The organism is Pseudomonas sp. AKS31, from assembly GCF_023634765.1.
Taxonomy (GTDB): Bacteria; Pseudomonadota; Gammaproteobacteria; order Pseudomonadales; family Pseudomonadaceae; genus Aquipseudomonas.
Genome location: NZ_JAMLFX010000003.1, coordinates 122555 through 143407 on the forward strand (window position 1 = coordinate 122555; position 20853 = coordinate 143407).

Consider the following 20853-nt stretch of genomic DNA (forward strand, 5'->3'; position numbering starts at 1 on the left):
CTATAATTCCTACTCATATCATTTCGCTCCCAAGCCACGCAACAATGGCTTTAGACAGATTCCCCTTGCAATTTTTTGTATGCTCTAAGTGCGATGAGGCTAAAATTGTACGCAGAAAATTCACTCTATTTAGAAAAAAGGCAAGTGTATTGGCAAGCGGAGTGGGAGCAGAATCGTTCATAATGGAACCGGTTGCTGTAAAGTTTACGATTTTGGCTCTGTCCATATGCAGCCCTGATAATAAGAGGTTATCCGTCAATTCCCGTCCTCATATGCAGCTAGGCCAGCTATCTCTCTACCTTGAGCTAGCTGTTGCAGAAGCGGAGCCAAATCCTCCATCAGTGCCAACTCCTTCAATCGCCTACTTTTCCAATTGAGTCCGAGCGGTTCCAGAAAATCGGTGAGCTTTTCTCCGTCAAAGACCCGGCGACGTAGTATTTCATTGACGAATACTTGAAGTGTTTCTGGAGTTAACCCGTGCTTCTCAGCTATACCGACTAGCTCATTATCCTTCTTATCCGTCTTGAAGCGATCAAAGCCGCTGCGGATTTGTGCCTCGTTCAATGCCTCATTCATAGGCAAGCCACGAATGTATTCAGCAATGTCCTCGCGCTCGTCAACAAATTTGGCATCCGATTGAATAAGGCCAATGAGCTGTTCCCGATTCATCGTGAGTTTGCCAGGCTTTTCCTGGGTCAGCTTCGCAATTAACCCCATAATGTAGTCATAGTCGATAACAGCAGAAGCAAAAAGCACGAATTCGAAATCCAGTTGCTGCACTTCTGGAGGTGCTTGCTCACGATCCTGTTGCTCTTTCAAGCGCTTGGCGGTTTCCAGATATACGCCTTTAAAAGACTGCAGCCTATCGGGAGGGATAATTTGGTTAATTTGCGAAAATTGTTCTTTTGAAAGGTCAGTATATTGATCGAGTTGGGTTTTGAGACGCTGTACTTCTTTAAATAAGTTGACGAACTGCGCCCGAGCGACATCGCCTTTAAGACTAGCGACGTTCTCCGGAGCATATGCTACTCCTTGTGACTGCATGAATTTAGCAAGCTTGTCATTGGCCATCCGCAGATTATCTATCACCTTAGGCGCAGCATCCACCAGCCAGATTTCACGCGCGTTATCTATCTTCTCGCCCGAAAAGAGCGCTATTGCTTCTTCAACAGGCTTTTGTTGCTGGCGAAAGTCTAGGATGTTGCCGTATGGCTTGCTATCATTTAGCACACGGTTAGTACGAGAAAATGCTTGGATGAGCCCGTGGTACTTAAGGTTCTTGTCCACATATAATGTGTTGAGATACTTGGAGTCAAAACCGGTGAGCAACATATCAACTACGATTGTAATATCGATCTTCTGAGTGGCAGGTAGATCAGTATTTGGGTACTGCTGGTCCTTGATACGCTTTTGCACATCCTGATAGTAAGAATCGAACTCGCTAATGCGGTGATCTGTGCCAAAACGCGCATTGTAGTCAGCAATAATTCGGGTAAGCGCGGCCTTCTTACCCTCAGGATCTTTTTGGTTATCTTCCTTTTCTTGAGGAAGATCTTCCTGTATCTGCTGAACGTCTTTGTTGCCGTCGGCGGGCGGAGAAAAAACGCAGGCTACATTTAGCGCGCGGAAGTCAGGGTCTTTCTTCGTTTGTTCGCTTTGAACGCTGCGAAATAACTCAAAGTATTCAATAGCATCATTGATACTAGCAGTAGCCAACAAAGCATTAAACTTTCGGCCGTTGGTGGCAGCATCGTGTTTGCTCAAGATAGTCTCAATAACTTTATCCTTGGGCAGACCTTCGCCTGGTTTTGGAGGATTTTTTCCTTCAGGCTTGAAGAAATCTATATGAAACTTCAGTACGTTCTGATCATCAATGGCATGGGTGATAGTGTATTCATGCAGGCAACGCTGAAACAGATCGTCGGTTGTACGGTAACTTGCCTGCTGGCCTTCAATCTGCTGGGCACTGGCGTTCTGCTCGAAGATCGGCGTTCCCGTGAAGCCAAAGAGCTGGGCCCTAGGGAAAAACTCCTTGATTGCCTTGTGATTCTCACCAAATTGCGAGCGATGACATTCATCAAAAATAAATACCATACGAGCTTCGCGTAATGGCTCCAAGCGCTCCTTATAGTTACGCTTGTTAGTACCGTCTAGGGCCAACCCTAGTTTTTGAATGGTAGTAACGATTACCTTGTCAGCATAATCATCGGACAGCAAGCGCCTTACTAAGGCCTCAGTATTGGTGTTCTCTTCGACACAGCCTTCTTGGAATCGGTTGAACTCCTCGCGGGTCTGGCGATCGAGATCCTTTCTGTCCACCACAAACAGACACTTATCGATGTCAGGATTGTCCTTGAGCAGAGTAGATGCTTTAAAAGAAGTTAAAGTCTTCCCTGAGCCCGTTGTATGCCAGATATACCCATTACCACAGTTTTGGTGAATACAGTCCACAATGGCATTGACGGCATATATTTGATATGGACGCATCATTAGTAGCCTTTGCTCACTCGCCACCAAGACCATATAGCGACTAATCATCTGGCCCAGCGTGCACTTGGCGAGAAACTTCTCGGCGAAACTGTCTAACTGAGTAATCGGCCTGTTGTCTTCACCAGCAAATTGATAAACGGGTAAGAAGCGCTCGTCAGTGTTAAAACTGAAGTGCCTTGCGTTGTTGTTAGCGAAATACTGGGTAGAAGTTTGGTTGCTGACAACGAATAACTGCAAGAAGCATAGAAGTGTCTTTCCGTAGCCATTCCCCGGATCACTCTTGTAATCAACAATCTGTTGCATGGCACGTCGAGGGCTGATCTTCAGCGCTTTCAACTCAATTTGCACCACTGGGATGCCATTGATGAGCAGGATTACGTCGTAGCGCTGATGACTGCTGTCAGTGTTCATCCGCAACTGGTTGATAACCTCAAAGTCGTTCTTACACCAGTCACGGATGTTGACTAAGGTATAGTTCAGAGGAGTACCGTCATCTCGCTCGAAAGCGTTTATATTGCGCAGGGTTTGTGCGGCATTATACGCATCGGGCGTTACTATGCTGTCCAGCAGACGTCGGAATTCGCTATCCGTCAGATGAACTCGGTTAAGACTTTCAAATTTTTCTCGAAAGTTTTTTTCAAGAGTATCCCGGCCCCTAATATCAGTGCGAAGTGTGTATTTGAGGTCAGTCAGCTTGGCGATGAGTGCCTGTTCAATATGGTGTTCAGAGGTGCTCACTCAATTATTCCTGTCATCGGTATGCCACTTGGCGGCATTGAAGAGGTAAGAGCTTTGGTAGCGGCGGTCTCACGCGGCTATCGCGAAGCAGCATCTACGCACTACTTTTAGCCAAAAACCCCAGACCAGCGAGCTTACTTAAGGTATTCCTTGCCTTTGGGCTGAGGCTGAGGCTCACAAAATTGAGACAGTATAACCGGCCTAAGCCACATCATTTCACCGAATACTCAATAACCTGCCTAGGTATTCCCTGACTCCGTCCTTGACAACCTGGACCGAGTCGCTCAATTACTCTGCCGGCTAGAGGGCATTTTTGACAGACATATCGCGCAAAACCAAATTCCAACGTCATCTATTATCAAGGGATCGAGCGGAATTTGGTCGCTAGCCGCCCATGACTCTTGAGACCACCCGAATAGCGGAGGCAGTTTTTCGGGTTCAGATGAGTAAATGCAGAAATTTGCCGATACGGTCACTGCCCCAGCTTCTGAGAACCGGGTGAGGACCGGTGGGCTAATCATAGGGACGCTTAGCCCAGTAATCCGATTTTTTACTGCGTTACCCAACGTTGTTAACACAGTAAAAAAGTGGTTAACAAGGGCGATTGCAATGAGTTGTATTGTCAGTGGTGTGCTGCCCTCCAAGCTAGGTAATCCATCAATTTCTTGCTTCGAGGCCAAACGTATTGCCGACATGGAGACTTCACAATTGACGGCCCCGCAACAGGGCGGAACCCGTTCATCCAGAGATGATGCGTCGTGTGCTTGGGTGACATGCCCAGAAAAACCGCCAACTCTGGGCCCAATATGTACTTACGCCTGAACCTTTCGATAGCTGTGGGTTTAACCATGAGCACTGTGCTCCGGCCCCTGCGAACCGACATACTCCATAGGATCCCTAGTCGAACCATTGCATAGGCGACTTCCTCTTTGACACCTAAAAGTGTTGCCGCTTTACCGACAGTGATCCCTGGAGAATCTGATGGCTTCTGGAGCGCACTCTGCATCCAATCAGTTAAGTCTTGAGGTCTCAAAAGCCAATGTCCTATCGCCGCCTTGCTTTCGTCCGCATCCCTAAAAGCTCTGAGCTCTCCAGATTTGATCGCCTCAATCATCTCAACGAGACCTCCACCCGTTGGCAGGTGATGCTTAGCCAGATAATTGACCGATACAAACACATCACCGTGAGGAGCCTGTATACGCTCGAGCCCCAAGCCTCTAAGCGAGTCAACATCTATTAGCCATTTTTCACCGGCCTTGGGCTTGCCGCCATAGAATTTCAGAATGCCTCCTGAGATCAATTGCCGCACTCGCTCAAGATTGATGTGCAACAGCTTGGCCGCTTGCCTCAGGTTTACTGTTTTCGCCATAAGAAGCGCGAGCTCACGGACCTGTGAGACATCAACCACTTTGGACTTACGGCCGCATGAATGCACGATTTCCCTAGCGTCAACTTCGCCGTGGTCATGCAGTCTCTGTACACAGGATTTAGGCAAGCCAGTTACACGAGCCGCCTCATCAATAAAGACCCAACGATGTTCGGTAATCGTCTTTTCGCTCAGATAACGGTTTCTCTTCGCTAATGGCGCCTCCCATTCCCGTTGAACATAAGACTCGAACTCCGCACGAACGAACGCATAGCAAGGCGCTTTGAGATCATGATGGATGTCCCTGTAAATCGGCCCAAATGCGGAAGCTAGTTTCCAATCCGTTCCAGTGGGTCTGGTCGATCTGAGATCGCTCAGCAAGTCAGTGAATGCACGCGGCCAGTTCATGAGTATTTCACCGGCCGCTTGAGCCAATTCACGCGATATTTCGAGCGATCCTGAATCGGCCAACTTCAACGGCTTCGAGCCTTCTGTTCGAACGATCCTGGCGGCGAGTCTCACCGATAAGGCATGGAGCTCCTCATAGGTCAGGGCATCCAAATCGCTGAATACGGAGTTGTATTCCTGCCTAAGCCTCGCCTCCATAGCATCTGTCATCCAAGTGCAAGCTCCCTCCTCAGCGGTAGCTGAAGTAGCTCCTGAGGAGAAGAAAAAGCCACAGGTTTTACAGCTGTTTGCCAGCATAGCGTCGCGGTTTATCTTTGCGGAACACCCCGGGCATCTATCCTCCAAGTGGACTCCATGACTGGAGCAGCTCGTGACGAGGGTTAGATCCCATGACTCTCTCCAATACGAGTGTTCAGCCAAACAACATGAGCAAAAACGCTTGCACTGTAGCGACCAGGTCTTAAGCGCCTGTGTCGTCGGTCGTCTAAGCAAAAGGGATACTGCCGGCCAGCTCACCGGCAGCGTCATAGTGCCAAACCAGTTGGCTACGTCATCATCACTGGCTTCCTGAAAAGCCTTGATCAGTTCGTTACCCACTAAGCCATTGGCTCCTGCCAATCGCTGCAAATATCCTAGTAAGCTCTCATCTCGATGAGGATGAACGTTGATTAAAAGACCGAACATTTCTGTACCGTGAGCAATGAACTACCGAGAATGTGGAGTTGAAGTGATAGGACCGGAGTTGTAGCTCCGGCCCTCTCGATCAGGACGCGATCAAGTCGAAGTTTTCAAAAGGTTCACGATTACCAATCAGTGGCTTGAAATTGAAGCTTTCACTAAACGGATTGCGCTCGGTGATGGCTTGGCTCCAGACCTCATCCCTGAAAGCTTCAGAGAGCACCTCGAGATTGATACCCTCAAGATTTCGATGCTCAACTAGCCATACAGCCCTATCCAGGATCTTGATCAGGTAGTCGATCAACCCATACGAAGCAAGATGGAAACGCTGTATGAGCTGAGTTTGCGAGAAGCTGATTGTCCTAACCGGCAACAATCCCGCGATCGATTCAAGCAACGATGCAAAGTGTGTCGAAGCTCTATCGCCATAGTAGAATCGGTTGTAGTCAACTATTGCGGAGAACCTACGACGCAGTTGCTCGTTCGCCCACAGGAGCCCCTCCGTGCGCTTCAACCCCACCAGCACAAATGTGATGCTGGTCTCGTTCATCATGCTTTTGATCCAGTCCGCAGCCTCGTGCGCATCGTTACGGCGGTAATCAACTAGGTGTTGGGCCTCGTCGAGCACCACTACCTCAACACCAAGCCTGTTCATGAGTAGGATGATTCGCTCGAATTTGACCTCTGCAGAATGACCACGGGAATCTGCGTAGGGATCGTTCAATGCTCTAAGCATCGCAGTGGCCAAGTTCTTTTTGGTTGGCGATGAGGGGATTTCAACAACCAGTACGGTTCGTTTCTGCGTAGATACATGGTCTGCAGCTTTCAGTTGCTGAACATACTCCCTGATCATCGTGCTCTTACCCACGCCGCTCGGACCTTGAATAACTAATCCCTTACTCGCCCCCGTGCGCTTGGTATCACCATGTACCTCGGCCAGGCGCGTCAAAGCTCGCATGGCCTGTGGGGTATCAATGAAGAAATGACGCAAGGAAAAGGGTAGGGTGCCTTCTTCCGCAGTTTTCATGGTCTGCCTCCTACAGAGGGTGGACGGTAAGAAACCTTGAGGGGCGCGACAGTTGGCAAGGCTTGGCTGTCAACCCAGTCCACCTCGGCAACCACTACCGGAGAGCTATTCGTGTCAACCTTGCGTCCTTCCCTGTCCAGCTTGGCACGCGCGGCCTCACGCCGGCGGCGCAACTTCTGAGAAGTTTTAGCTTCATCAATTTCTTCCCGAATTTCACGATAAGTCCGATGCAGTTCGTCAAAACTAGGCGTTTCCCTGCCGGCCTCCCTCAGCGCTTTTTGCGCAGCTTTCCACAGCTCTCGGCTCTTACCAATCATTCGCTTGTCCTTGACTGGCACCTGCAGGAAGACGCTTCTGAAACGATCATGTACCCAGACATGGCCAGCTTCGTCTCGATAGCGAACACTGACCTTTTCACCCGGCTTCAAGCGCATTCGCAACTGAGCAAGTTCACTGGAGTGATAGCCGATGGTGTCTACCTCGATTCCATAGTGATGAACCTTAACGGCGCAGCGTCGAGCGAGAATGCACTCCAGTGCATCCAGGTCTACCGGCAATCGGATCAAATGCTGCTGCTCATCATTGAGCCAGACCTGAGCAGGTGTCTTTTTGTTAAGTCCACGATGTGGAGTCTGGTGGTAACCATCCACAATCCACTTCACGACGGCAGCCTCCAGCTGCACAAGAGTGAAACAAGCGTGCTGTTCTGAATCGTAATCTCCACGTTGTTGCACATTGGAGAACGTCGTGCCTGGGAGGTTGTGAATCAATCCCAAATTTTGGGTGCTGAAAAACCTTTCAACTGTTCCTTTTTCCTCAGGAGCTCTGGAAGCGGGGTACAGAATCTCGATCCCCAAATCGTTAAAGCCAATGACTAGGTCACCCGCGTGAAACTCCGCAGCGTTGTCCGGTGCGATTCGAGTGGGCATGCCATGAGCCCGCCATTCGTTCTTCACGTTAGGAAAACGCCGTAAAAGATCTGCTTTGGGGCGAATTGCACGCTCAATGACCCGAAGAACAGATTCGGTATTTGGCGCAGCGAGATGAAGTAGGTACCCCATGACCATACGAGAAAACTTATCTACTACAACCGTCATATAAGGACGCCCAATTACCAAGCCGGTCTCTTCGTATACAAGCAACAAGTCAAGCAGGGTATGGTCGATTTCCCAACGCTCCAGAATATGATTGATCCGGAGTACTCCGGTAGCCGCTCGGTGTTTTTTCTTCGCCGCATGCTTACCTAACTGAGCCTCGTCTACCAAGTAGGGATCAAGGTTGGCAATATACCTGCGGATAGTCATTCCACTTGGCATCGCCAGTTGGTTAGAAGGCAATCGACCAAGATTTGACTCCTTGATCCTTAGATCTAACTCACCAATAACTTTCGAAACACTGACAGCTGTCTCATTCAGATACAACTCATCGATGACCTCATCAAGGATATCTTTCAGCTCGCCAGCAATCGATGCTGTACGTCCTTTCTTAGAGTGCTTTGGTAGCAACTTTAAGACGTCTTTTCCCATATATTTCGAAGCCCACCGTCTAATAGTACTTATCGACGGAACACATGAGTCTCCGGCTCTTCTTGCTATTTCTTTCAATTTATCCAGCATGATTTCTTCACTCGGAAGTTTCGATTCCCCTTCCTCTCTCACGCCCTCAAGATATGCCCTGCGACGCAATGCCTCTTTGCTATGACGGGCCGGAAAGCAAGATAGATCAGGGGGTGCGTTTCGAACATGCGGGATTTCTCCAATAAAAGGTTGGTCTGGGCAAACTTCAATTTCCCGCTTTTCGTACCCACTATAAAACTCAGCCTCAGTTAATTTAGTAGGTTCACCCAGCTCATCGAAAAATAGCAAGCGACGATCTACCAATCTTCGTTCGAGCTTCATTTTAACGCCGCGTACTAAGACAACTAATTTTGCCCTAAGCGAAAATATCTGCATGGCGGTGCCCACCGTTAATGAAGATTTTCGATACATCGGAAATAGGTATTTCGAGATCTACACCTACAATTCCTAACCCCAAAAAAAGCCAAGCGTCCGCCTTGCCAAAAATAGCAATAAGCTCACTCAAAGTTTCAGGCTTCTGCATTTGAAGCCGCTGGTGGATTTCTTTCATACGCAAAGCCGGGAGCATAGGCCCACGACGGTGGTACATAAGTTTTTGTAAGTTTTTCGACAAAGGCTGACTGTGAATAAGCAGGTCGGTAACGATTGAAAAATTGCGGTCGGTAGCAAAAAAGTGCTGCTTAACTGCTTCCATTTTTTGCTTGACGCTGGATATCAACAAGCTCTTTTGGTACTTGACTTCGAACCACCATTCCCGACCATCCATAAGGTACACACGTACGTCGGGATAGTATTTTTTGGTTGAGCCACTGATAGAAACTAACTCGAGGCTTGGCTGTACGAGATAACTGCGGACGATGGGAGAAAGCTCCAGAAGCCTGACAAAACCGCTTTCCAGTTGTGATTCACACTGAACAGGACCTCCATTCTTCACGGAAGGAAAAGAGATCCTTATATGATTCGAACTCCTGGTAATGACCTTGCGCACTGACATTGAACACCTCCACAAATCTTTGAGACAAGCGCCTGCGCTGCACCCGAAAAATTAGACGCAGAGCGGGCTCCAGGAGGGACTTTCGACAGGCAACACTTCCCCGTCGAGGGCCCTCGCTGAAGTCGATTTTTTGGGAGAGGATTGACAAGCGCCAAAAAAAGGCAGAAATTGCGCGGGTTCGTTACGCAAGATGTACCTGGTTGTAGGCGCTGTCAGAGCCTCTAATTCTGCAGTATCTACATTTTTCGATGCCTCCTTATGAGATCGTCGAAGAAAGCAGTTATGCCTTAAACCTATTGTCCAGATAGGTTCTCAAAGCATTTGCTGTTACCGATGGCCGTTAGGAACTTGCTTCAACAAGTTAACGTAACCGGCTGATTTTTTTGGGACGCTCTTACGGCGTAAGGGCGTGCCAGATTTTACTCCTACCATTCGTCTTTCTCCACGAAAATCTTCAATATCTCCTTGACGAATTGATCCGTTATTGCTACGCGTTGCGCGTTCATTTCGATACTTGCGGTATCACTCACTCAGACGCGCTCATCTCGCTACATTCAATCAACTCCGCACACGCCTATATCTAGGCAGTCGTCCGCTTCCGCCCCCATAAGTTAGTAACCAGTGACCGGGAGAGCAGGATAGAAATCGAATTTTCGAGGAAATAAAAAAGGCCAATTCAATGAATTGGCCTTTTTGCATTTGAGTCCGTCGATCATGTATTTGTGAAAATGATCAACTATTGTGTGAACCTACACCGGGATCAGAAATCCAGGTTAGAAACCGCCAGCGCATTGCTCTCGATGAAGTCACGGCGAGGTTCGACCGCATCACCCATCAGGGTGTTGAAGATCTGGTCTGCGCCAATGGCGTCTTCGATGGTGACCTTCAGCATGCGGCGCACGCTTGGGTCCATGGTGGTTTCCCACAGCTGATCCGGGTTCATTTCGCCCAGACCTTTGTATCGCTGAATGGTGTGGCGCTTGGTGCTTTCGGCCATCAGCCAGTCCAGGGCTTCCTTGAACTCGGTGACCGCTTTCTTGCGTTCGCCTCGCTGGATGTACGCGCCTTCGTCGAGCAGGGTGCTCAGTTGAGCGCCGAGGGTGACGACGGTTTTGTAGTCGTTGCTGCCGAAGAAGTCGCGGTTGAAGGTGACGTAGTTCGACAAGCCGTGGGAGATCAGTTCGACCTCTGGCAGCCACACACCACGTTCACGGTCTTCACGCAGGCTGGCCTTGTAGACCAGACCCGACTTCTCGACGGTGCGCAGACGGACTTCGTACTGGGCCAGCCAGTCCTGCATCTTGGCGTGATCGCCAAGCATTTCCAGACTCACGGCTGGCAGGTAGATGAAGTGCTCGGTCAGCTCCTGCGGGTACAGGCGCGACAGACGCTTGAGGGTCTTCATCACCATGCGGAAGTCGTTCACCAGACGCTCAAGCGCTTCACCGGAAATACCCGGGGCTTCTTCGTTCAGGTGCAGGCTCGCATCCTCCAGGGCCGACTGCGTCATGTACTCTTCCATGGCGTCGTCGTCTTTGATGTATTGCTCTTGCTTGCCTTTCTTGACCTTGTACAGCGGCGGCTGGGCGATGTAGATGTAGCCGCGCTCGATCAGCTCAGGCAACTGACGGAAGAAGAAGGTCAGCAGCAGGGTACGGATGTGCGAACCGTCGACGTCAGCATCGGTCATGATGATGATGTTGTGATAGCGCAACTTGTCGATGTTGTACTCTTCGCGACCGATACCGCAGCCCAGCGCGGTGATCAAGGTGCCCACTTCCTGGGAAGAGATCATCTTGTCGAAGCGTGCTTTCTCGACGTTGAGGATCTTGCCCTTCAACGGCAGGATTGCCTGGGTCTTGCGGTTACGTCCCTGCTTGGCAGAGCCGCCCGCGGAGTCACCTTCCACGAGATACAGTTCGGACAGTGCCGGGTCTTTTTCCTGGCAGTCAGCGAGCTTGCCCGGCAGGCCGGCGATGTCCAGCGCGCCTTTGCGGCGGGTCATCTCACGGGCTTTACGCGCCGCTTCACGGGCACGGGCAGCGTCGATCATCTTGCCGACGACCAGCTTGGCTTCGTTCGGGTTTTCCAGGAGGAAGTCGGAGAAGTACTTGCCCATCTCCTGCTCGACCGCAGTCTTCACTTCGGAAGACACCAGCTTGTCTTTGGTCTGCGAGCTGAACTTCGGATCCGGTACTTTCACCGAAATGATCGCGGTCAGGCCTTCACGGGCATCGTCACCGGTGGTGGCGACTTTGTGCTTCTTCGCCAGACCTTCCTGCTCGATGTAGTTGTTCAGGTTACGCGTCAGAGCGGAACGGAAGCCCACCAGGTGGGTGCCACCGTCACGCTGCGGAATGTTGTTGGTGAAGCACAACAGGTTCTCGTTGAAGCTGTCGTTCCATTGCAGGGCGATTTCCACGCCGATGCCGTCTTCACGCTGGATGTTGAAGTGGAACACCTGGTTGACCGCAGTCTTGTTGGTGTTCAGGTATTCAACGAACGCACGCAGGCCGCCTTCGTACTTGAACAGCTCTTCCTTGCCGCTGCGCTCATCCTTGAGGACGATGCCGACACCGGAGTTTAGGAAGGACAGTTCACGAATGCGCTTGGCCAGGATGTCCCAGCTGAAGTGAATATTCTTGAAGGTTTCGCTGGAAGCCTTGAAGTGGATCTGGGTACCGGTGGTTTCGCTATCGCCAACGATGGCCATCGGCGCCTGAGGTACGCCGTGGACGTAGGTCTGTTCCCAGATCTTGCCGCTGCGGCGAACGGTCAGTACCAGCTCTTCGGAAAGAGCGTTCACTACCGACACACCTACACCGTGCAGACCGCCGGATACTTTGTAGGAGTTATCGTCGAACTTACCGCCAGCGTGGAGGACGGTCATGATGACCTCGGCGGCGGAAACGCCTTCCTCTTTGTGCACGTCTACCGGGATGCCACGGCCGTTGTCTTTAACGGTGATGGACTCATCCGGGTGGATGATGATGCTGATGTCGTCGCAGTGGCCAGCAAGGGCTTCGTCGATCGAGTTGTCGACCACCTCGAACACCATGTGGTGCAGACCGCTGCCATCGTCGGTGTCACCAATGTACATACCGGGACGTTTGCGTACGGCATCCAGGCCTTTCAGCACTTTAATGCTCGTTGAGTCGTACGTATTTTCTTCGCTCAATGCCTTCACTCCCGATGGTCGTGGGTCTGGGTGATACGGCCCTGTTCCACGTGGAACAGAGCGACTGGCGTTTCCGTCTGCCAGCCTTCCCTCAATAATTCGTGATCTACACAGGTGATGAACACCTGGCAGCGTAAGTCTTCCAACAAGCGGCACAGCGCGCGACGGTGGCCCTCGTCCAACTCGGACGGCAGGTCATCCACCAGATAAATACACTGACCGCGGCGGGCCTGGCTGACCAGGTGCCCTTGAGCAATCCGTAATGCACAGACCACCAACTTCTGCTGACCCCGGGACAAAATGTCCGCGGCGTTGTGTGCGCCCAATCTAAGACGCAAATCAGCTCGTTGCGGCCCGGCCTGGGTATGGCCCATTTGCTGGTCCCGTTGCACGGAACCGGCCAGTACGGCGCTCAATTCCCGGTCTTTGTCCCAGCCTCGGTAATAGCTGAGCGTCAAACCTTCGAGCTCAACCAGTTCGCTCAAGGTTTGTTCAAAGACTGGTTTCAAGGCTTTGATGTAAGCGCGGCGGTATTCATCGATTTCAGCGCTGGCCTGGCACAGTTCCCTGTCCCAAACCGCTTGCGAAACGGCGTCAAGTGTACCATGCCGCAGCCAGGAGTTTCTCTGGCGCAAGGCCTTCTGCAAACGCTGCCAAGTGGCCATGAAGCGCGGCTCGACGTGGAACACGCCCCAATCGAGAAACTGACGACGAATCTTCGGCGCACCTTCAAGCAGGCGGAAGCTGTCCGGGTTAATCAACTGCAGGGGCAGGATCTCCGCGAGCTGCGCAGCACTGCGGGCGTTCTGGCCGTCGATGCGGATCTGGAACTCGCCCTGACGGTCTCGGGAAATCCCCAGCGCACTGTGTCCGCCTTCAGCCAGTTCAACCTGACCAAAAACGGTACAGGCGAGCTGTTCGTACTGAATGACGGGTAATAGCCGCGTGCTGCGAAACGAACGGGCAAGCCCCAGCAGATGAATGGCTTCCAGAACACTGGTTTTGCCGCTGCCGTTGGCGCCGTAAAGAATGTTGATGCGGGGGGAGGGGGAGAAGGTCACCGGGTGCAGATTACGCACCGCGGTGACCGAAACACGACTTAAGGACATCCAGAGTCAGCTGATTACAGACGCATCGGCATGACAACGTAAGCCGAATCGTCGTTGTCGGACTCTTGCACCAGCGCACTGCTGTTGGAGTCGGACAGGATCAGACGAACCTGCTCGGTGGTCATCACGCCCAGCACGTCGAGCAAGTAGCTCACGTTGAAGCCGATCTCCAGGGAGCCGCCGTTGTATTCAACGCCCACTTCCTCTTCCGCCTCTTCCTGCTCCGGGTTATTGGCCTGGATCTTCAGCTGACCGCTAGCCAGCTGCAGACGGATACCGCGGTACTTCTCGTTGGACAGAATCGCGGTACGGCTGAACGCTTCACGCAAGGCCTGACGATCGCCCAGCACCAGTTTGTCGCCGCCCTTCGGCAGAACACGCTCGTAGTCCGGGAACTTGCCGTCGACCAGTTTCGAGGTGAAGGTGAACTCGCCAGTGGTCGCACGGATGTGGTGCTGACCCAACACGATGCTGACGTTGCCATCCGGCTCGGTGAGCAGGCGGGCCAGTTCAAGGATACCCTTGCGCGGCACGATCACCTGATGGCGATCCGGCTGGCCGATATCGGCTTTCATCGAGCACATGGCCAGACGGTGGCCGTCGGTGGCCACGGCGCGGATGATGCCTTCGGACACTTCCAGCAGCATGCCGTTGAGGTAATAACGCACGTCCTGCTGAGCCATGGCGAAGCTGGTGCGTTCGATCAGGCGACGCAGCTTGCTTTGCTCAAGGCTGCAAGTCAGCGAGCCCGGACCTTCTTCAACGGTCGGAAAATCGTTGGCTGGCAGAGTCGACAGGGTGAAGCGGCTACGCCCAGCCTTCACTACGAGCTTCTGCTCGTCGACCTTGATGTCGATCAGCGCGTCGTTGGGCAGGCTTTTGCAGATATCCATCAGCTTGCGCGCAGGCACGGTGATGGACCCTGTTTCAGCCGGCTCTTCAAGTTGCACACGACCGACCAGTTCGACTTCGAGGTCGGTACCGGTCAGCGACAGTTGCTGGCCTTCGACAACCAGCAGCACGTTGGAGAGTACCGGCAAGGTCTGTCGGCGCTCGACGACGCCTGCGACCAGTTGCAGGGGTTTCAACAGGGCTTCGCGTTGAATGGTGAAATGCATGGTCTAGTCCCTTGCCTTAATAAGCTGCGCTGGTGTTCATCAAGTGGTCAGTGTACGCAGCAGGTTCTTGTAGTCCTCGCGGATGTCCGCGTCGGATTCCTTAAGTTCGTTGATCTTGCGGCAGGCGTGCAACACGGTCGTGTGGTCGCGGCCGCCAAACACATCGCCGATTTCCGGCAGGCTGTGGTTGGTCAGCTCCTTGGACAAGGCCATGGCCACCTGACGCGGACGAGCCACCGAGCGCGAACGGCGCTTGGACAGCAGATCCGAGATCTTGATCTTGTAGTACTCGGCGACGGTGCGCTGAATGTTATCCACAGAGACCAGTTTGTCCTGCAGCGCCAACAGGTCTTTCAAGGATTCGCGAATCAGCTCGATGGTGATGTCGCGGCCCATGAAGTGCGAATGGGCGATCACGCGTTTCAGCGCGCCTTCCAGTTCACGGACGTTGGAGCGAATGCGCTGGGCAATGAAGAACGCGGCGTCATGCGGCAACTCGACTTTGGCCTGATCGGCCTTCTTCATCAAGATCGCCACGCGGGTTTCCAGTTCAGGCGGCTCGACGGCAACCGTCAGGCCCCAGCCGAAGCGGGATTTGAGGCGTTCTTCAAGGCCTTCGATTTCTTTCGGATAGCGGTCACTGGTGAGAATGACCTGCTGGCCACCTTCAAGCAGGGCGTTGAAGGTGTGGAAGAACTCTTCCTGCGAGCGCTCTTTGCGGGCGAAGAACTGAATATCGTCGATGAGCAAAGCATCCACCGAACGATAGAAACGCTTGAACTCGTTGATCGCGTTCAGTTGCAGCGCCTTGACCATGTCCGCCACGAAGCGCTCGGAATGCAGGTACACGACCTTGGCATTCGGGTTCTTCTTTAATAGATGGTTACCCACCGCGTGCATCAAGTGGGTTTTACCCAGGCCGACGCCACCATAAAGGAACAGTGGGTTGTAGCCGTGCTTGGGGTTGTCCGCTACTTGCCAGGCCGCTGCGCGGGCAAGCTGGTTGGATTTACCTTCAACGAAGTTTTCGAAGGTGAAGGTGCGGTTCAGGTAACTGGTGTGCTTGAGCGCACCCTCGACCTGCACGGTGCGTTGTTCGGCGCGAACCGGGGCTTGCTGCGAAGCGGCACCGGACATCGGATCGAAACTGTCGCGAGACGGTTCATCGCTGACTTCCGGGCTTTTCTGCGTCGAGCGCTTGGCCGCCGGCGCAGGCGTCTGCGTGGGTGCCGGCGTGCTGACAGGCGCGGCATTTGCCTGGGCCTGGGAAACCTGCGCGGCGGCGAGCGGAGCATTCGGTGCCGCACGCGGAGCCGAACTGCGTTTGCTGCCTATTAATAAGGAGAGCGCCGGCGCCATGCCGTTGCCATGCTCATCCAGCAGTTCAAGGACACGGCCCAGGTACTTTTCGTTGACCCAGTCCAGCACAAAACGGTTCGGTGCGTAGACGCGCAACTCGTCGCCTTCGGCTTCGACCTGTAGTGGACGGATCCAGGTGTTGAATTGTTGGGCAGGCAGCTCCTCGCGCAAAAGCTCCACGCACTGCTGCCAAAGTTCCACTGACACGGATATCCCCTAAGTTGAAAGCCGGTGAGGCAAAAACAAGCGGCCATTGTAGCGGCGAGCCGTCCACTTATCCACATGCAGGTTGCCCGGTGACCATGATTTATCAATGCGTTAAATCGAAAAAAGGCGACCAACGGTGTGTGAATAAGCTCTGTGGATAACCGCCTCTAAGGGCACTGGACAACTGGGGCTTGAACTCGGTGGATAACCTGCCTGTGGATAACACGCCTTTCCACACACAGGTTATCCGATAGCGCAGCACAGGCTGAACACGGTTTTCCACTGTAGTTGTCATTCTCTGTACATCAGGCCATATAAGGCGTGATGCCACTTATCCACAGAAGAAGGCGGGCCTAGCTTTTACAAGCTTTACAGAAAAGCTTTAAATAATTCCCTTCTTTATTTTTATGTTTGGCAGACAGCCGTTCAGTCAGATACAGCCTCGAGATCTATTTATAAGGAAACGTTGGTTGGAAATTGACCTGAAGGCTTGCTTTCTCTAGAATCCCCGGTCTCTTAAAACGGGGGCCATTCCGGCCCGTTGTGGACGAACCAGGTAACACGACATGAAACGTACTTTCCAACCAAGCACTATCAAACGCGCTCGTACCCACGGTTTCCGTGCTCGCATGGCTACCAAGAACGGCCGCGCAGTCCTGTCGCGTCGTCGCGCCAAAGGTCGTGCGCGTCTGGCAGTTTGATAATCCGGTACTGGAGGTGAGTCAGGACTTCAGTCGGGAAAAGCGTCTGCTTACTCCCCGGCATTTCAAGGCAGTCTTTGACTCCCCTACCGGCAAGGTTCCGGGGAAAAATCTCCTGCTCCTTGCACGCAACAACGATCTTGATCACCCCCGTCTCGGGCTGGTTATCGGGAAAAAGAGCGTAAAGCTCTCCGTTGAGCGCAATCGCCTCAAACGTTTGATGCGCGAATCGTTCCGTCTGCACCAGGATTCACTGGTCGGCTGGGACATCGTTATCGTCGCGCGCAAAGGTCTGGGCGATGTAGAAAACCCCGAATTGATTCAGCATTTCGGCAAGCTCTGGAAGCGTCTGGCACGCAGCAAGCCAGTTCCAGAAGTCAAAACCGAAACTGTAGGGGTAGACAGTCCAGATGCGTAAACTGGCCCTCGTTCCGATCCAGTTTTATCGCTATGCCATTAGTCCTTTGATGGCCAGCCACTGTCGTTTCTACCCCAGTTGTTCCTGCTACGCGTATGAAGCCATCGAAAATCATGGCCTTCTGCGCGGTGGCTGGCTGACCTTTCGTCGTTTAGGTCGCTGTCATCCGTGGAATCCCGGTGGTTATGACCCGGTTCCACCTATCCCTACCTCCCGTTCTTCTTCGATGGCCGAGTAATCATGGATATCAAACGCACGATCCTGATCGTCGCCCTGGCAATCGTGTCCTACGTTATGGTTCTTAAATGGAACCAGGACTATGGCCAGGCTGCCCTGCCGACTCAGAATGTTGCTTCCAGTACGACTACATCCGGTTTGCCGGACACCGCCACTGGCAATAATGCTGCCGCCAGTGACGATATTCCGCGTGCCGCTAGCGATACCAGCGCACCTGCCGAAACTCCGGTAGCCGCCAGCAAGGATCTGATCCAGATCAAAACCGACGTGCTCGATCTCGCGATCGATCCACAGGGTGGCGATGTTGCTCAACTGACCTTGCCTTTGTATCCACGTCGTCAGGATCGTCCTGATGTACCGTTCCAGCTGTTCGATAACGGCGGCGAACGTGTTTATCTGGCACAAAGCGGCCTGATTGGCACCAACGGCCCGGATGCAAACCCGGCCGGTCGTCCGGTTTACTCCTCGGAGAAGAAGACTTATCAACTGGCTGACGGTCAGGATCAACTGGTCGTCGACCTGAAGTTCAGCAAGGACGGCGTCAATTACATCAAGCGTTTCACTCTGAAACGCGGCCTGTATGACGTAGCCGTTTCCTACATTGTGGATAACCAGAGCGCTCAGCCCTGGAATGGCGCGATGTTCGCGCAGTTGAAGCGCGATGCTAGCGCTGATCCTTCGTCCACCACCGCGACGGGCACCGCGACCTACCTGGGCGCCGCCCTGTGGACAAGTTCGGAGCCGTACAAGAAAGTGTCCATGAAGGACATGGACAAGGCACAGCTCAAAGAAACCGTCACCGGTGGCTGGGTAGCCTGGCTGCAACACTACTTCGTGACCGCGTGGATTCCGGCCAAGGGCGAAAACAACATCGTCCAGACCCGTAAAGACAGCAAAGGCAACTACATCATCGGTTACACCGGTCCTACATTGACCGCTGCTCCGGGTGCCAAAGTTGAAACCAGCGCTGTGCTGTACGCCGGTCCGAAAAGCCAGGCTGTGCTGAAAGAGTTGTCCCCAGGTCTGGAACTGACTGTCGACTACGGCATTCTGTGGTTCATTGCCCAGCCAATTTTCTGGCTGCTGCAACACATCCACGCCATTGTCGGTAACTGGGGCTGGTCGATCATCTTCCTGACCATGCTGATCAAGGGTCTTTTCTTCCCTCTGTCGGCTGCCAGCTACAAATCGATGGCGCGCATGCGTGCCGTTGCGCCGAAACTGGCTGCTCTGAAAGAGCAACATGGCGATGACCGGCAGAAAATGTCGCAAGCCATGATGGAGCTGTACAAGAAAGAGAAGATCAATCCACTGGGCGGCTGCTTGCCGATCCTCGTGCAGATGCCGGTTTTCCTTTCGCTGTACTGGGTTCTGCTGGAAAGCGTGGAAATGCGCCAGGCGCCGTTCATGCTGTGGATCACTGACCTGTCGATCAAGGATCCGTTCTTCATTCTGCCGATCATCATGGGCGCAACCATGTTCATCCAGCAGCAGCTGAACCCGACTCCGCCGGATCCGATGCAGGCGAAGGTCATGAAAATGATGCCAATCATCTTCACCTTCTTCTTCCTGTGGTTCCCAGCAGGTCTGGTTCTGTACTGGGTTGTGAACAACTGCCTGTCGATTGCACAACAGTGGTACATCACGCGTAAGATCGAAGCGGCGACGAAAAAAGCCGAGGCGTAACTTGCACTGTGGATAACACCACTCAAAACGCCCCCTAGTGGGGCGTTTTGCTATCTGCCACTTTTGTCTGGATTCCGGTTTATGAGCACACCTCGTGAAACCATTGCCGCCGTCGCCACCGCTCAAGGTCGCGGCGGGGTGGGCATCGTCCGTATTTCCGGGCCGTTGGCCAGTGTTGCAGCGCAAGCCATCAGCGGCCGTGAACTGAAACCGCGTTACGCCCATTACGGGCCGTTTTTCAGTGACGACCAGCAAGTGCTTGATGAAGGTCTGGCGCTGTATTTCCCGGGGCCAAACTCGTTCACCGGCGAAGACGTGCTGGAACTGCAGGGCCACGGCGGCCCGATCGTGCTGGATATGCTGCTCAAGCGTTGCCTGGAATTGGGCTGTCGCTTGGCCCGTCCGGGGGAATTCAGTGAACGTGCCTTCCTCAATGACAAACTCGACCTGGCCCAGGCCGAGGCGATTGCCGATTTGATCGAGGCCAGTTCTGCACAGGCTGCGCGCAATGCCCTGCGTTCATTGCAGGGCGCGTTTTCCCAACGTGTGCATAACCTGACCGAACAACTGATCGGTCTGCGCATCTACGTCGAAGCCGCGATCGACTTCCCGGAAGAAGAAATCGACTTCCTCGCCGACGGCCATGTATTGAGCATGCTCGATAAAGTGCGCGATGAGTTATCCACAGTACTGCGCGAGGCCGGGCAGGGTGCCTTGCTGCGTGATGGCATGACCGTGGTAATTGCCGGTCGTCCGAATGCCGGCAAATCCAGCCTGTTGAATGCTTTGGCCGGTCGGGAAGCCGCCATCGTCACCGAGATTGCCGGCACCACGCGGGATATCCTGCGCGAACATATCCACATCGACGGTATGCCGTTGCATGTTGTGGACACTGCCGGTCTGCGCGACACCGATGATCAGGTAGAAAAGATCGGCGTCGAGCGGGCACTGAAGGCCATCGGTGAAGCGGATCGCGTGTTGCTGGTCGTCGATGCGACGGCGCCAGAAGCGTTGGACCCGTTCGCCTTATGGCCGGAATTTCTTGAAGTACGCCCCGATCCGGCGAAGGTCACTCTGATTCGTAATAAAGCTGATCTTACGGGCGAGGCCATTGCCCTGGAAGTCAGCGATGACGGCCACGTGACCATCAGCCTGAGCGCCAAATCTGCAGGTGAAGGACTGGAACTACTGCGTGACCATCTCAAGGCCTGCATGGGGTACGAGCAGACCTCTGAAAGCAGTTTCAGTGCTCGCCGCCGCCATCTGGAAGCCTTGCGCCACGCCAGTGCGGCGCTGGAACATGGTCGCGCACAGCTGACTTTGGCGGGGGCTGGTGAGCTTCTGGCCGAAGATCTGCGCCAAGCCCAGCACTCTCTGGGTGAAATCACCGGGGCCTTCAGCTCCGATGATCTGCTGGGGCGGATCTTTTCCAGCTTCTGCATCGGTAAGTAACCCGCCGATGCATTCAAACGGGCCCGTTCGTGGCCCGTTTTTGTTTCTTCTTTCTAAATATCAGCCTCAGTGCCCGACTGATTCTCCAGTTCGAGCGGTATTTTCGTGCC

14 protein-coding genes and 1 pseudogene are annotated in these 20853 nt (G+C 53.2%); 5 read left to right on the forward strand and 10 right to left on the reverse strand.

The annotated features are described in order from the left end of the window. Positions 1-255: 255 nt before the first annotated feature. The 10 genes and pseudogenes from M9827_RS11590 to dnaA form a co-directional block, all read right to left on the reverse strand. Positions 256-3228 carry a type I restriction endonuclease subunit R gene (locus tag M9827_RS11590; protein ID WP_250605561.1) on the reverse strand — a complete coding sequence of 991 codons (2973 nt, stop codon included), beginning with the start codon at positions 3226-3228 and terminating at the stop codon, positions 256-258. A 622-nt stretch (positions 3229-3850) separates the two neighbouring features. Next, positions 3851-5212: a hypothetical protein gene (locus M9827_RS11595; RefSeq protein WP_250605562.1), complete on the reverse strand. Its 1362-nt coding sequence runs from the start codon at positions 5210-5212 to the stop codon at positions 3851-3853. A 144-nt stretch (positions 5213-5356) separates the two neighbouring features. Further along, a pseudogene (locus M9827_RS27820) lies at positions 5357-5686 on the reverse strand (TniQ family protein); the annotation flags it as partial. Between the two features lie 79 nt (positions 5687-5765). Then, a complete protein-coding gene (locus M9827_RS11600) occupies positions 5766-6707 on the reverse strand; it encodes a TniB family NTP-binding protein (protein ID WP_065897812.1) in 942 nt (313 codons plus the stop codon). Beyond that, on the reverse strand, positions 6704-8659 hold the full coding sequence (locus M9827_RS11605; protein WP_250605563.1) for a TnsB C-terminal domain-containing protein: 1956 nt from the start codon (positions 8657-8659) through the stop codon (positions 6704-6706). The genes M9827_RS11600 and M9827_RS11605 overlap by 4 nt, the downstream gene beginning before the upstream one ends. Beyond that, complete coding sequence (locus M9827_RS11610) at positions 8640-9278, reverse strand: Tn7 transposase TnsA N-terminal domain-containing protein (protein WP_250605564.1); 639 nt, start codon at positions 9276-9278, stop codon at positions 8640-8642. Before M9827_RS11610 ends, M9827_RS11605 begins: the two co-directional genes overlap by 20 nt. 760 nt (positions 9279-10038) lie before the next feature. After that, entirely contained in the window at positions 10039-12456 is a 2418-nt protein-coding gene (gyrB, locus tag M9827_RS11615; RefSeq protein WP_007960764.1) for a DNA topoisomerase (ATP-hydrolyzing) subunit B, read from the reverse strand. Between the two features lie 5 nt (positions 12457-12461). Further along, the gene (gene recF, locus M9827_RS11620; RefSeq protein ID WP_038359568.1) at positions 12462-13565 is read right to left on the reverse strand and encodes a DNA replication/repair protein RecF; all 1104 of its coding nucleotides are present in this window, start codon (positions 13563-13565) and stop codon (positions 12462-12464) included. A 14-nt stretch (positions 13566-13579) separates the two neighbouring features. Next, the gene (gene dnaN / locus M9827_RS11625) at positions 13580-14683 is read right to left on the reverse strand and encodes a DNA polymerase III subunit beta (RefSeq protein ID WP_007911887.1); all 1104 of its coding nucleotides are present in this window, start codon (positions 14681-14683) and stop codon (positions 13580-13582) included. Between the two features lie 39 nt (positions 14684-14722). Further along, positions 14723-16249: a chromosomal replication initiator protein DnaA gene (dnaA, locus tag M9827_RS11630; protein ID WP_250605565.1), complete on the reverse strand. Its 1527-nt coding sequence runs from the start codon at positions 16247-16249 to the stop codon at positions 14723-14725. A gap of 566 nt (positions 16250-16815) precedes the next feature. Between dnaA and rpmH the strand changes: the two genes are divergently transcribed. The 5 genes from rpmH (at position 16816) to mnmE (ending at position 20743) form a co-directional block, all read left to right on the forward strand. Further along, positions 16816-16950 (forward strand): 50S ribosomal protein L34, encoded by a 135-nt coding sequence (gene rpmH, locus M9827_RS11635; RefSeq protein WP_003213577.1) that lies wholly within the window; start codon positions 16816-16818, stop codon positions 16948-16950. A 16-nt stretch (positions 16951-16966) separates the two neighbouring features. Continuing rightward, positions 16967-17368, forward strand: a complete 402-nt coding sequence (gene rnpA / locus M9827_RS11640) for a ribonuclease P protein component (RefSeq protein ID WP_042704971.1) — start codon at positions 16967-16969, stop codon at positions 17366-17368. Then, positions 17361-17606 carry a membrane protein insertion efficiency factor YidD gene (yidD, locus tag M9827_RS11645; RefSeq protein WP_010465488.1) on the forward strand — a complete coding sequence of 82 codons (246 nt, stop codon included), beginning with the start codon at positions 17361-17363 and terminating at the stop codon, positions 17604-17606. Before rnpA ends, yidD begins: the two co-directional genes overlap by 8 nt. 2 nt (positions 17607-17608) lie before the next feature. Beyond that, positions 17609-19291 (forward strand): membrane protein insertase YidC, encoded by a 1683-nt coding sequence (gene yidC / locus M9827_RS11650; protein WP_250605566.1) that lies wholly within the window; start codon positions 17609-17611, stop codon positions 19289-19291. 81 nt (positions 19292-19372) lie between these two features. Beyond that, positions 19373-20743: a tRNA uridine-5-carboxymethylaminomethyl(34) synthesis GTPase MnmE gene (gene mnmE / locus M9827_RS11655; protein ID WP_250605567.1), complete on the forward strand. Its 1371-nt coding sequence runs from the start codon at positions 19373-19375 to the stop codon at positions 20741-20743. The last annotated feature ends 110 nt before the right edge of the window (positions 20744-20853 follow it).